This is a genomic window from Streptomyces sp. NPDC006923 (assembly GCF_040635655.1).
Classification (GTDB): domain Bacteria; phylum Actinomycetota; class Actinomycetes; order Streptomycetales; family Streptomycetaceae; genus Streptomyces.
The window spans coordinates 1-12,068 of record NZ_JBEYIF010000007.1 but is presented as its reverse complement, the minus strand read 5'-3'; the positions used below and the strand labels follow the sequence as shown (position 1 = coordinate 12,068).

Genomic DNA, 12,068 nt, shown 5'->3' with positions numbered 1-12,068 from the left:
TGCCCAAAACGACATCCCCGGTTTACTCTGAGAATGTGCCGGACGACGTGGGGGGCAGGCCGTTCCCGGACGGCTGGGAGCCCGACGACGACCGCGGAGGCGCGGACGAGGACTTCGCCTCCGTGGTGTTCGACGAGGACTTCGTCAGATCCGCCACCATCCGTGAACCCTCCGCCGTGGAACGCCTGTTGGCGGCCGCCCAAGCGCGGGCCGAGGCCGAGGCCGCCCGCGCCCGCTCCGGCGGCGGACCGCCGGAGGACGAGCTGCCCGACGAGCTGTACGGCCGCGACGCGTACGGCGGGGACGGCGTCTACGACGGCGAGTACGACCCGGACGACCCCTACGCGGAGGCGGGACCGTACGGACGCCACGGCGGCGCGCTGCGCCCGTACCGCGGCAGCGCCCGCTGGCACCGCCCGGTTGCCTGGCTGCTCGCGCTGCTGATGGGGATCGGGATGGTCGCGCTCGCCTTCACGGCCGTCTACCGCGGTGCCTCGGACAGCCGCGACGACCAGGTGCCGCATCCGGCCAGGACCGGCATCGACACCCCCGGTCCTGTGGGCCCGTCGGCCACCGTGGACTACACCGCGCCGTCCATCCCCGCCGTGCCCCGGACACCCTGAACTCCCCCCGGAATCCCGGGTCCCACCCCGAACGGCGGAGCGCCCGTCCACCGGAAGCCGACTGGTCGCCCGGCGTTTACGTTCCGCTCCGCCGACCTACTCTGAAGATATGGCAGGGCGCGGAGACCCACCCGAAGGGGAACCTGAGGGGCTCCCCGGCGGAGGCGACGACGAGTACCGTTCCGTCGTCTTCGACGAATCGTTCATCCGCGCTGCCCGCCTCCAGGAACTCTCGGCGCGGGAGCGGATGGCGGACCACGCCCACGCCGTACGCCGGGTGCCGCCGGCCGCGTCAAGAAGGCGCGCGGCACGCATCCGGCACGGCTCGCGCCAGCTCCTGCTGCTCTTCCTGGTGGTGGTGCTGGCCTTCGGCACCGCGATCTACCTGGGCGTGCGCAGCCCCTACCGGCCGCAGCTCGGACGGGCCGTGGACCAGCTCCGGATGACCGTCATCCCGCTGGTGCCCGAGGGGCGGGTGCCGGGCGGCGCCCCCGACGACCTCATCCAGCGCAGCCCGGCCGCGCAGTTCCGGGTGGGCGCCTCCGGGATCACCCTGCCGGCGGTCCGCAGCACCGAGAACTTCTCGCAGGGCCAGGTGCTGGCCGCGCTGACCACCGCCAAGGAGTACCTCGTCGCCTCCTCGCTGGACCCGGACGTCCTCGCGGGCCGTTCCGTGCGGCCGGTACGGCTGCTCCTCGCCCAGCAGCAGCTCGCCCAGTTCGACCGGAGCTTCGCCGCGCCCGCCGACGACGGCAGGCACTCCCCGCTGGGCTGGCTGGTCCGCTTCGACGCGGGCCGGGTGGCGCAGGCCGGCAGCGGGGTGCGCGTCCAGGGCACGCTGCGCTATCAGGAGACGACGTCCGGCACGCTGGAGGTGTTCTCGGACCATGTGTTCGTCTACGCGCTGCGGCCGGCCGGGGCCACGGCACTGCCCGTCGGGGACGCCTCGCTCTTCACCGTCCGGCGCGGGCTGCGGCTCCGCTTCGACCGGGACGCCCTCCAGACGCACCGGGTGGAGCTGCTGCTCAGTGAGGTCCAGGCGGGCCCCCAGTCCTGCTCCGCGCAGGCGCCGAGGACGCTGCGCCCGCTGCTGGCGGGGGAGCGGGCCACACCCGGCGACCCGGCCGGCACCGACCCGTACCTGACGGGCCCGGCCGGTGTCGCCCTCTGCGGCGCGCTGTCCCGGAAGGCCCAGCCGAGCCCGGCCGCCTGAGCGAGCCGGGCGGGCCGGGCCCGAGCCGCCGGAACCGCCGGGACGTCCGGCGCGGTCAGCCCCGGTCGTCGCCGTCCCGGGGAGCGCCGCCGTTCCCGCCGGCCGTACCGCCACCGCCGGTGAACCGGTCGCGCAGCCTGCCGCCCAGGTCGCCCGCGCCTCCGGCGAGGTCACCGACCAGCTTCATCAGCGGATCCTTGCTGCCGCGCACCGTGTCGGCGTAGTGCGCGGCGGAGTCCCGGAAGGAGTCCGACACCGAGGTGTCCTTGTCCTCGTCGCGGCGCGGGTAGTGGCCGTCCATGATCCGCTGGTAGTCGCGGCTCTCGGACCACTTCTTCAGCTCGGCGGCACGCACCGTGGTGAAGGGGTGCGTGCGCGGCAGCACATTGAGGATCTTGAGCACGGAGTCGCGCAGATCGCCGGCCGCCTCGTACTCGGCGGCCTGCTCCAGGAACGCGTCGACGTTCATCTCGTGCAGATGGTTGCCGCCGGCGATCTTCATCAGCCCGCGCATCGACGCCCGGGGGTCCTGTCCGACCAGCAGCCCCGCCCGGTCCGCCGACAGCTCCGACGTGCGGAACCACTCCCGCAGCGCGGTCACGATCGCCATGATCGCGACATTGCCCAGCGGGATCCACGCGACCTTGACCGCGAGACCGGTGAGGAAGAGCAGGACCGTGCGGTAGACGGAGTGACCGGAGAGGGCATGGCCCACCTCATGGCCGACGACCGCCCGCATCTCCTCCTCGTCCAGCAGCTCGACCAGCCCGGTGGTGACCACGATGATCGGCTCGTCCAGCCCGACGCACATCGCGTTGGGCCGCGGATCCTGCGTCACGTACATCAGCGGGACCTTCTCCAGGTCCAGGACCTGGCAGGCGTCCAGCAGCATGGCGTGCAGATGGGCGAACTGGGCCTCGCCGACCCGGACCGAGTCGGAGAGGAACAGCAGCCGCAGGCTCCGCTCCGGCAGCAGCGCGCTCAGCGCCTTGAACACCGTGTCGAAGCCGCTGAGCCTGCGCAGCGCGACCAGCGCGGAACGGTCCGCGGGATGTTCGTACGCCCGGGAGGAAATGCCCGGGAAGAGCCTGCGCCGTCTGCTCGGTGTGTTCTCGTGCGCCGCTGCCCCGTGGCTGTCTTCGGTCATGGATGTCCCCTGTTCCTACGAGTCCAAGGCTCGTCCCCCTGACGGATCCCAGCGTAGGTGCTGGGGCTACCGTGTGGCGGGGGCCTGTGGCCGTGTTCCCGGGAGACGACCCCGGGCGCCGGCCGGAAAAGACCGAGGAGCACACCCGATATGCAGGAAGCCGTCACACTGCTCGCCGCCGCATCGGACCAGCAGGGACCGGGCGATACGCTGCGGATCGTGCTGCTCGTCTCGATCGTCGGGGCCGCCCTGCTCGCCTGGTTCCTGCTGCGCGGATACCGCGACAACGACCACAAGGACTGAGTCGGCGTGAGCGCGCCCGGGACGCCCGCATACGATGTGCGCGAAGTCTCCGCTCCGACTCCCGATCGATAGGGCCTGCTGAAGATGAGCCTCACCGGCACCGCCGCCAACCTGATCACGCTCGCCGAGGGCGGCGAGGGCGGCAACCACGAAAGCCTCAGCCCGTACCTCACCGGCGGCGGGGCGCTGTTCGCGCTGCTCCTGCTGCTGTGGATCACCACCCGCTTCAACCGCGACCGCTGAGGCGGGGCCTTCACCTCGTGCCAGTAGGCTCCACGCATGGGAGAGCAGCAATCGCCCACCGGTCCCCGTCCCGGAACCGGTCGCGGCAAACGCCGAATCGGCGTGATGGGCGGGACATTCGACCCGATCCATCATGGACACCTGGTGGCGGCCAGTGAAGTGGCCGCCCATTTCCACCTCGACGAGGTGGTGTTCATGCCGACCGGGCAGCCGTGGCAGAAGAGCCAGCAGCATGTCTCCCCGGCCGAGGACCGTTATCTGATGACGGTCATCGCCACGGCGTCCAATCCGCAGTTCTCGGTCAGCCGCAGCGACATCGACCGCGGCGGCCCGACCTACACGATCGATACGCTGCGGGATCTGAGGGCCGTTCACGCCGACGCCGATCTCTTCTTCATCACCGGAGCCGACGCGCTCTCGCAGATTCTGACCTGGCGGGACCACGAAGAGCTGTTCTCGCTCGCCCATTTCATCGGAGTGACCCGGCCGGGGCACGATCTGACGGACGACGGGCTGCCCAAGGGCGGGGTCTCCCTGGTGGAGGTGCCCGCGCTGGCGATCTCGTCGACCGACTGCCGGGGGAGGGTCGCGAAGGGCGATCCGGTCTGGTACCTCGTGCCGGACGGTGTCGTGCGCTACATCGACAAACGGCAGTTGTACCGCGGCCAGTGAGCCAGGGAGAGGGGCACCGGTGAACGACCAGCAGCAGCCGTACGATCCGTACGACCCGTATTACACGCAGCCGGCGATCGTCGGCTACGACGCCTACGGGCAGCCGGTGTACCAGCAGCCTCAGCCACAGCAGCAGTACGACACCGACGCCTACGGGCAGCCGCAGCACCAGCAGGGACAGCAGCAGGGGTACGGATACGACCCGTACGCCGAGCCCCAGCAGCCGGGCCACCCGCAGCAGCCTCAGCAGCCTCAGCAGCCTCAGCAGTCGTACGACCCGTACGGCCGGCAGCAGGGATCCCAGCGGCACGGGGCCCCGCAGCAGGGACAGCAGGGCTACGGATACGACGGATACGGCGGGTACGACGGGTACGGCCACGACACGGGCGAACAGGCCGCGTACGACACCGGCCGGCAGCAGCCCGTCGCCGTCGACACCACCCAGCAGTGGAACATCCCGCAGCAACAGCAACAGCAACAGCAACAGCAACAGCAACAGCAACAGCAACAGCAACAGCAACAGCAACAGCAACAGCAGTCGGCGCGGCAGCAGCAGCCCGCGCCGGACCCGGCCGAGGAGCCGGCGTCCGGACCGGCCGCCGTACCCGGGCAGCGGCGTCCCGCCGGCGAGGACCGCGACGGCGACGAGCAGTTCGCCTTCATCGAGGAGCCCGACGAGGACTCCGAGGACGTCATCGACTGGCTCAAATTCACCGAGAGCCGCTCCGAGCGGCGCGAGGAGGCCAGGCGCCGCGGCCGCAGCCGCGTCGTGGCCCTCGTCGTCGTGCTGGCGCTGGTGGTCGTGGGAGGCGTCGGTTATCTCTGGTACGCGGGCAAGCTGCCGGGCACATCCACCGCGAGTGAGAAGAAGAGCGTCGCCGCGGGACCGCAGAAGCGCGATGTGATCGTGGTCCATCTGCACAACACCAAGGCGAAGGGCACCTCCACGGCGCTGCTGGTCAACAACGCCACGACCGGCCAGGGCACCACCGTCCTGCTGCCCAACTCCCTCTCCGTCGCCGATGACGACGGTGTCTCCACCACCCTCGGCAAGTCCGTCGACGACGACGGCTCGGACGGCACCCGCGAGGCCATCGGCACTCTCCTCGGCACCAAGATCTCCGGCACCTGGCGGCTCGACACCCCCTATCTGGACAATCTCGTCGAGCAGGTCGGCACCATCGACCTGACCACCGACGTCGAGGTGCCCGCCGCCAAGAAGGGCGAGCAGCCGGTCGTCAGGAAGGGCGAGAATCAGACACTCAGCGGGCGGATGGCCGTCGCGTACGCCACCTACCGCGCGCCCGGTGAGCCCGAGTCCAAGCAGCTCCAGCGCTTCGGCCAGGTGCTCCAGGGCGTCCTGCGCAAGCTCTCGGACGACCCCAAGACCACGACCCTCACCGTCCAGACGCTGGCGCAGATCCTCGACCCGTCCCTGACCGAGGCGGACCTCGGCGCCGCCCTCGCCAAGCTCGCCGGGCACGCCAAGGTGGGCGACTACAGGACGACCGTGCTGCCCGTCGGGCCGGACGGCACCCTCAGCGAGCAGGACGCCGAGACAGTGGTCAAGGACATCCTGGGCGGCTCGGTCAGCGCGCCCGATCCCGGCGCGGCCGTGCGGGTCGGTGTGAAGAACGCCAGCGGCGACCAGGACGCGGCGGAGTCCGCCCGGGTGTCCCTGGTCAACGGCGGCTACGGCTTCGTGGACGCGGGGACGGGCCCCGCGGTGACGTCCTCGCGGGTCACCTATGGTGACGCGGCGAAGAAGGGGGACGCGGAGGAGGTCGCCAAGACGCTCGGCCTGCCGGCCGGCGCCGTGACGAAGGACAAGGCCGCTCCGAACGCCGATGTCTCCGTCGTCCTGGGGCAGGACTACCAGGTCAATTAGGGCGTGTACGGCGTGGAACCGGCCCTTGGCGGTCGGCTGCGCCCGCTGTCGGCGGTCCGTGAGATCCTTGGTATCTCCACGACCGCCGACGAAAGCCTGCTTGTGACCGCTACTGATCGTTCCATCGAGCTCGTCAACGCCGCCGCCCAGGCGGCCGCGGACCGGCTCGCGCACGACATCATCGCGTACGACGTCAGCGATGTGCTGTCGATCACCGATGCCTTCCTGCTCGCCTCCGCGCCCAACGACCGCCAGGTCAAGTCGATCGTCGACGAGATCGAGGAGCGGCTCCAGAAGGAGCTCGGCGTCAAGCCGGTCCGCCGTGAGGGCGACCGCGACGCCCGCTGGATCCTCCTCGACTACGTGGACATCGTCGTGCACGTGCAGCACAGCGAGGAGCGTGTCTTCTACGCCCTGGAGCGGCTGTGGAAGGACTGCCCCGAGCTGGCGCTGCCCGAGGACGCCGTCAAGACCCGTGGCAAGGCCGAGGAGCACGCGGGGATCGTCGGTGACGCGGACGGTGAGCTGAGCTGAACGGCAGCGGAGGCGGCAGAGGCCGCCGCATCGTCCTGTGGCGGCACGGCCAGACGGCCTGGAATCTGGAGCGCCGCTTCCAGGGCAGCACGGACATCGAGCTGACCGCCGAGGGTGTCGCCCAGGCCCGCAGAGCCGCCCGGCTGCTGGCCCCGCTGAAACCGGACGCGATCGTCGCCTCCGATCTGCGCCGGGCCATGTCCACGGCCGGGGAGCTGGCCGCGATCACCGGGCTCGACATCTCGTACGACTCCGGGCTCCGCGAGACCTTCGCGGGCGCCTGGCAGGGGCTGACCCATGAGGAGATCGTGGGGCAGTACGGCGAGCAGTACGCGGCGTGGAAGCGCGGCGAGCCCGTGCGGCGCGGCGGCGGTGAGCTGGAGACCGAGGTCGCCGACCGGGCCGCGCCCGTGGTGCTCCACCACGCCGAGAAGCTGCCCGACAACGGCACGCTCGTGGTGGTCAGCCACGGCGGCACGATCCGCACCACGATCGGCCGTCTGCTGGGGCTGGAGGCGCACCACTGGGAAGGGCTCGGGGGGCTCTCCAACTGCTCCTGGTCGGTCCTCGGTGAGGGCGCGCGCGGTTGGCGGCTGCTGGAGCACAACGCGGGGACCCTGCCGGAGCCGGTCCTCGGCGACGACGACTGAGCGGCCCGGCCCGGCGACCGGCCCGGATTTCACTTTCCGGCAGGTCGCAGGCTAAAGTTCTTCTTGTTCGCAGCGCGGAGCGCGGAGAACACGAGGGGCTATAGCTCAGTTGGTAGAGCGCCTGCATGGCATGCAGGAGGTCAGGAGTTCAATTCTCCTTAGCTCCACAATCGGCTTCACCATCCGGATCCCGTCCCCCCAAGGGACGGGATTTCTGTTTCCCGGGCGCGGTCCCCGGGGTGTTTCCGGGGTCGGATTCCGGCTGTCCGGATCCGGACCGTACGGCCTTGACACCCCTGGCCGCCGACGCGTGGCGCGCGGGCGCTCAGACCGGGCTCCGGGCGGCCCGCAGCGTGTCCGTCCGCAGCCGGCTCTCCTCGTCGGCCGGTGTGTAGACCACGATCCGGCACTCCGGCATACCGTTGACCGACAGCGAGACCGACGTCATCCGTATCTCACCGACGTCGGCCTGCTGGAAGGTCTTCACCCGGGGGCCCGGCGGCGCCACGTCCCCGCCGCGCCACAGCTCGGCGAAGTGCGGACTGGCCGCCGAGAGCCGGCGCACGAACGACTCCCACACGGGCTCGCCCACATGGCGTCCGTACGCCGCGCGGACCGTCGCCACCATCACGGGCAGCTCCCGGTCCCGGTAGAGCAGCGGACAGCTCACGTCCGGCACGGTGAACAGCACCCACAGCACATTGGGGGTGGCGGAGTCCGGCATCGTCCGGAGGTCGAAGAGATCGCCATAGGCGCTGTTGGCCGCCAGGACGTCGTAACGCGCGTTGTACACCACCGCCGGATGCGGATCCAGCGCGTCGATGATGCCCTGGATCTCCGGGCTCACGGCCTCCGCGTCCGCCCCCGGATCCGGTTCGTGCGGCACCTCCGCGAGATGGTAGAGATGCTCCCGCTCGGTCCCGTCGAGCCGCAGGGTGCGCGCCACCGCGTCGAGCACCTGGGCCGACGCGTTGATCGGGCGGCCCTGCTCCAGCCAGGTGTACCAGGTCACACCGACCCCCGAGAGCTGGGCGACCTCCTCGCGGCGCAGCCCCGGCGTGCGTCGGCGCAGCCCCGGGGGCATGCCCACATCGGCCGGTGTCACTCGTGCCCGGCGGCTGCGCAGAAACGCCGCCAGCTCGGGTCTGCGGCGCCGGCTCGCCGTCCGCTGCGAGGTCATCGTGGTCACGCTCCTCATCGTGCGCCCGCGGGCCGGTGCTTGCCAGGTGCTGCCAGTACCAGCATCAGCGGACTCTCGTTACCCGTACCGGGACGCCCTCAGGCTCGGTGCCATGACGACGACCTCATCGGAAGCCCCTCTCCTCAGTAAAGACGACCGCACCGACAGAGGGCCCGGCCTGCTGCTCGCGGTGGTGCTCGCGGCCCAGTTCATGGCGCTGCTCGACGTCTTCATCGTCAATGTGGCGGCCCCCACGATCCGCACGGAGCTCCATGCCTCCGGCGCCGGGCTGCAGATGGTGATCGCCGGATACACCATCTCGTACGCCGTACTCCTGATCACCGGCGCCAGGCTCGGCGATCTGCTGGGCCACCGCCGGGCGTACCTCGGTGGTCTCGCGGTCTTCACCGCCGCCTCGCTCGCCTGCGGACTGGCCTCGGGCACCGGGGAGTTGACCGCCTTCCGGCTGGCCCAGGGCGCCGGTGCGGCGCTGATGATCCCGCAGGTGCTCAGCCTGATCCAGCGGAACTTCACCGGTGAGGGACGGGGACGCGCGCTCGGCGCCTACGCCGCCGTGCTCGCCACCGGGGCCGCGGCCGGGCAGGTCGCCGGCGGTGTGCTGGTCAGCGCCGATCTCTTCGGGACGAGCTGGCGGCCGGTCTTCCTGGTGAATGTGCCGATCGGTCTGGCCCTGCTGGTCGTGGGCGCCCGGGTGCTGCCGAAGGACCGGGGCGGCGAGCCGGAGCGGACCCGCGGTCTGGATCTGCCGGGCCTGGTGCTGCTGGCCGCGGCCGTCTCGCTCTTCACCGTCCCGCTGGTCCTCGGCCAGGAGGAGGACTGGCCGGTCTGGTCCTGGGTCTCGCTGGCCGCCGCGGGCGTGTTCTTCGGCTGCTTCCTCGTCTTCGAGTCCCGGCTCGCCCGGCGCGGTGGCGCGCCGCTGATCGCGCCGCGTGTGCTGCGCATCCCGGGGATGGGCCTGGCGGCCCTGCGGATTCTGCTGGTGATGGCGGTGAACGCGGGCTTCCTCTTCACCCTCACCCTCTATGTCCAGGGCGTGCTCGGCTACAGCCCGCTGCGCGCAGGACTGACCTTCGCGCCGACCGCGGTCTTCTTCGGACTGGTCGGACTGACCTGGCGGCGCTGGCCGAGGCGGCTCCAAAGGGCTCTGATCCCGGGCGGGTTCGCGCTGACGGCGGTCTCCAGTGTCGCGGTGGGCTGGGTGCTGCGTGACCTCGGTGACGGCGGGATCCCGATGTATCTCGCCCTGATCGGTTTCGGCGCGGGCATGTCCCTCGGGTTCAGTCCCACGCTGACCGGCGCGCTGGCGACCGTACGGCCGGAGGACGCCGCGGACGCCAGCGGGCTGCTGGTGACCGTCACCCAGCTCGGACAGCTCATCGGGGTGGCGACATTCGGGACACTCTTCCTGAACCGGCTGGAGGTCTGGGGTCCCGGCCGGTCCACCGACACGATGTGGGTCTGCGCGCTCGCGCTCGCCGGCGCGGCGGTCCTCGGCGCGGTGGCGGGGGCGGCCGGCGCGGTGCGGGGACCGGTCGGCCGCCGGCGTCCGGTGTGAGCCGTCACCGGTGGGCGATTTCGGGCTGACCCTCTTGCGCGGGCGTGGCAGAATCGGACGGCCGGAGGGGACGAAGGACCGGGCCGGGAGGGAGAGCGTATTGTCCGCCAGCAGCATCGAGGAGTCCGATGGTCTGCTTGTCCCGGCGGAGGTGTTCACCTGCCTAAACTGTCTGTCGTGCGGTTCGTCCCAGGTGGCCCAGGTGCTCGGTGACAATGGCGGAATTTCCTACGTGTGCACGGCCTGCGGCCATAGCTGGAGCTGAGTGATGGGTGCACACAGGCGTAAATGCGACTGGTGTGGCAGTGGTACGCCGATCGTCCGGGACATGGACCCGCTCAATCCCGATTTCCAGTACTGGTGCGAGGAGTGCGCGCGGGCGCTGATCATCAAGGGTGACCCCATCGAGACCTACCGGGAGCTGGAGGGGGAGCCGATCTACGGACGTCTCCTCGACGAGCACTGCACGCTCAAGCGGTTCTACTCGTTCGCCACCGCCTGACCGTTCCGGCGCGACACAGGCGCGTACACCCGGAAGGCCACCAGCCCGAGCAGGGCCAGAGCCGTCAGCGGATACAGCGCGGAAAGCACCATCTCCCCACCGGACTGGGCGAGTTCGGGTCCGCCGGGGCCGTGCGGCACCCACCAGAGGGCGTACGAGCAGAAGACCAGCCCGGCCGCCACCGCCCACCGGGCCCGCGCCCGCCCGCCCACGAACAGCACCATCGGGACACACCACACCCAGTGGTGCGACCAGGAGACCGGACTGATCAGCAGCGCCGTGGCCGCACACGCCGCCACCGCCCCGGCGTGCTCCCCGCGCAGCTCCGCCCCGACCGCGACCGTCAGTCCGGCCACCGCCACCACGGCCGCCGAAGCGGCCCACCAGAGCGCCGGATCGCCGGTGCCCAGCAGCCGGGCCAGCACTCCGCGCAGGGACTGGTTGGCGGTGCTCTCGGCCCGGCCCACCCGGCTCGCGTCGAAGAGCGCCCCGGTCCAGAAGCGGAGCGAGTCGCGCGGCAGGATCACGACGGCCGTGAGGGTCGCGGCGCCGAAGACCGCGGCCGCCGTCGAGGTCTGCCGCAGCCAGGGGTTCCAGCGCACGCCCGAGCGCCGGGCCTGTAGCAACCCAACAAGAAGCGGCAGCACGGCGAAGAGGGCGGGAGTGAGCTTGACCGCGGCGGCCAGGCCGATGCCCACCCCGGCCCAGCGGTGCCCGTCCCGGCGCGAGAGATCCCACAGCACCCCCGTCGCGAGCAGCAGATTGATCTGCCCGTAGCGCAGTGTCGTCCAGACCGGCTCGCACCAGACGACCACCGAGGCCACCCACAACGCGGCGGCCCAGAGGGCGGTTCCGGCCGGACACCGGCCGGTGCCGCGGAGCGTCAGCCGCAGGGAGAATCGTACGAACACCACAAGGAGCAGCAGATTCCCGGCGGTGGCGAGCGTACGCAGCCCGGGAACGCCGGGCAGGGTGAGCGGGGTGAACAGCAGGGCGGCGAACGGCGGGTAGGTCGTGGGGAGCCGCGCGACGGTCGCCCGCATCGCGTAGAGGTCCTGGCCGGTGAGGACCGCCCGGCCCTCGGCGCGGTAGACCATCAGGTCGATCATCGAGACCCCGGCGGCGCGCTGCGCCGTCCAGAACGCCGCGAAGGACATCAGACAGACTGACGCCGCGAGCAGGAGGGAACGCCGTGCGGGCGCGCCTCGGGTGGTGCTCCGAGTGAGTGCGGGGACGGTCACGAAAGGCGACAGTACCGGGCGTATCGGTGCGGATCGGAATCGATGTGGTGGTGGGCCGGAGGGACCGTGTAATGTTGGCGACGCCGCCGAGGGGAGAGCCCGGGAGTCGGCACATCGCACGGGGCTATAGCTCAGTTGGTAGAGCGCCTGCATGGCATGCAGGAGGTCAGGAGTTCAATTCTCCTTAGCTCCACAGTGGAATCCCGGACCGGGATTCGGAGATGTAAGAGAAGCGGGGGGGGGGGGGGGGGTGGGGGGGGGGTGGTGTGGTGGAGCCGCGCGAGGTGAGGGGTGGT

13 protein-coding genes and 2 tRNA genes are annotated in these 12,068 nt (G+C 71.1%); 12 read left to right on the top strand and 3 right to left on the bottom strand.

Features of this window, described 5'->3' with window-relative positions; all coding sequences use genetic code 11:
• The first annotated feature begins 35 nt into the window (after positions 1-35).
• Positions 36-623 carry a hypothetical protein gene (locus ABZ707_RS15780; RefSeq protein WP_360173947.1) on the top strand — a complete coding sequence of 196 codons (588 nt, stop codon included), beginning with the start codon at positions 36-38 and terminating at the stop codon, positions 621-623.
• A 109-nt stretch (positions 624-732) separates the two neighbouring features.
• Complete coding sequence (locus ABZ707_RS15775) at positions 733-1,836, top strand: hypothetical protein (protein WP_360173944.1); 1,104 nt, start codon at positions 733-735, stop codon at positions 1,834-1,836.
• A 55-nt stretch (positions 1,837-1,891) separates the two neighbouring features.
• Here the strand turns inward: ABZ707_RS15775 and ABZ707_RS15770 are convergent, their stop codons facing one another.
• Positions 1,892-2,983, bottom strand: coding sequence for a M48 family metallopeptidase (locus tag ABZ707_RS15770; RefSeq protein WP_360173941.1), 1,092 nt, complete (start codon positions 2,981-2,983; stop codon positions 1,892-1,894).
• A gap of 150 nt (positions 2,984-3,133) precedes the next feature.
• Here ABZ707_RS15770 and ABZ707_RS15765 point away from each other — a divergent pair, with 150 nt between their 5' ends.
• The 7 genes from ABZ707_RS15765 (at position 3,134) to ABZ707_RS15735 (ending at position 7,440) form a co-directional block, all read left to right on the top strand.
• Positions 3,134-3,286 carry a hypothetical protein gene (locus ABZ707_RS15765; RefSeq protein WP_360173938.1) on the top strand — a complete coding sequence of 51 codons (153 nt, stop codon included), beginning with the start codon at positions 3,134-3,136 and terminating at the stop codon, positions 3,284-3,286.
• 84 nt (positions 3,287-3,370) lie between these two features.
• Complete coding sequence (locus ABZ707_RS15760; protein ID WP_360173935.1) at positions 3,371-3,529, top strand: hypothetical protein; 159 nt, start codon at positions 3,371-3,373, stop codon at positions 3,527-3,529.
• Between the two features lie 36 nt (positions 3,530-3,565).
• Entirely contained in the window at positions 3,566-4,201 is a 636-nt protein-coding gene (nadD, locus tag ABZ707_RS15755) for a nicotinate-nucleotide adenylyltransferase (RefSeq protein WP_360173932.1), read from the top strand.
• Between the two features lie 19 nt (positions 4,202-4,220).
• Positions 4,221-6,089 carry an LCP family protein gene (locus tag ABZ707_RS15750; RefSeq protein ID WP_360173929.1) on the top strand — a complete coding sequence of 623 codons (1,869 nt, stop codon included), beginning with the start codon at positions 4,221-4,223 and terminating at the stop codon, positions 6,087-6,089.
• A 102-nt stretch (positions 6,090-6,191) separates the two neighbouring features.
• Positions 6,192-6,623, top strand: a complete 432-nt coding sequence (rsfS, locus tag ABZ707_RS15745) for a ribosome silencing factor (protein WP_360174902.1) — start codon at positions 6,192-6,194, stop codon at positions 6,621-6,623.
• Positions 6,620-7,273, top strand: a complete 654-nt coding sequence (locus ABZ707_RS15740) for a histidine phosphatase family protein (protein WP_360174899.1) — start codon at positions 6,620-6,622, stop codon at positions 7,271-7,273. Before rsfS ends, ABZ707_RS15740 begins: the two co-directional genes overlap by 4 nt.
• A gap of 94 nt (positions 7,274-7,367) precedes the next feature.
• Positions 7,368-7,440 (top strand) — tRNA-Ala (locus ABZ707_RS15735).
• Between the two features lie 158 nt (positions 7,441-7,598).
• Here the strand turns inward: ABZ707_RS15735 and ABZ707_RS15730 are convergent.
• The gene (locus ABZ707_RS15730) at positions 7,599-8,471 is read right to left on the bottom strand and encodes a helix-turn-helix transcriptional regulator (protein WP_360173926.1); all 873 of its coding nucleotides are present in this window, start codon (positions 8,469-8,471) and stop codon (positions 7,599-7,601) included.
• 175 nt (positions 8,472-8,646) lie between these two features.
• Between ABZ707_RS15730 and ABZ707_RS15725 the strand changes: the two genes are divergently transcribed.
• On the top strand, positions 8,647-10,029 hold the full coding sequence (locus ABZ707_RS15725; RefSeq protein WP_360174896.1) for an MFS transporter: 1,383 nt from the start codon (positions 8,647-8,649) through the stop codon (positions 10,027-10,029).
• A 268-nt stretch (positions 10,030-10,297) separates the two neighbouring features.
• Positions 10,298-10,531 carry a hypothetical protein gene (locus ABZ707_RS15720; protein WP_319678377.1) on the top strand — a complete coding sequence of 78 codons (234 nt, stop codon included), beginning with the start codon at positions 10,298-10,300 and terminating at the stop codon, positions 10,529-10,531.
• On the opposite strand, the gene ABZ707_RS15715 is transcribed toward ABZ707_RS15720, so the two are convergent.
• Entirely contained in the window at positions 10,510-11,688 is a 1,179-nt protein-coding gene (locus ABZ707_RS15715) for a glycosyltransferase 87 family protein (protein WP_360174893.1), read from the bottom strand. The two genes, ABZ707_RS15720 and ABZ707_RS15715, sit on opposite strands and share 22 nt — an antisense overlap.
• 204 nt (positions 11,689-11,892) lie before the next feature.
• Between ABZ707_RS15715 and ABZ707_RS15710 the strand changes: the two genes are divergently transcribed.
• Positions 11,893-11,965: transfer RNA gene (locus tag ABZ707_RS15710), tRNA-Ala, on the top strand.
• Positions 11,966-12,068: the final 103 nt, after the last annotated feature.

Bases quoted from the DNA above. Each gene is read 5' to 3' on its own strand.
- ABZ707_RS15775 (WP_360173944.1), top strand. From the start codon at position 733: ATGGCAGGGCGCGGAGACCCACCCGAAGGGGAACCTGAGGGGCTCCCC.
- ABZ707_RS15770 (WP_360173941.1), bottom strand. From the start codon at position 2,983: ATGACCGAAGACAGCCACGGGGCAGCGGCGCACGAGAACACACCGAGC.
- ABZ707_RS15765 (WP_360173938.1), top strand. From the start codon at position 3,134: ATGCAGGAAGCCGTCACACTGCTCGCCGCCGCATCGGACCAGCAGGGA.
- ABZ707_RS15760 (WP_360173935.1), top strand. From the start codon at position 3,371: ATGAGCCTCACCGGCACCGCCGCCAACCTGATCACGCTCGCCGAGGGC.
- nadD (WP_360173932.1), top strand. From the start codon at position 3,566: ATGGGAGAGCAGCAATCGCCCACCGGTCCCCGTCCCGGAACCGGTCGC.
- ABZ707_RS15730 (WP_360173926.1), bottom strand. From the start codon at position 8,471: ATGAGGAGCGTGACCACGATGACCTCGCAGCGGACGGCGAGCCGGCGC.
- ABZ707_RS15720 (WP_319678377.1), top strand. From the start codon at position 10,298: ATGGGTGCACACAGGCGTAAATGCGACTGGTGTGGCAGTGGTACGCCG.
- ABZ707_RS15715 (WP_360174893.1), bottom strand. From the start codon at position 11,688: ATGTCCTTCGCGGCGTTCTGGACGGCGCAGCGCGCCGCCGGGGTCTCG.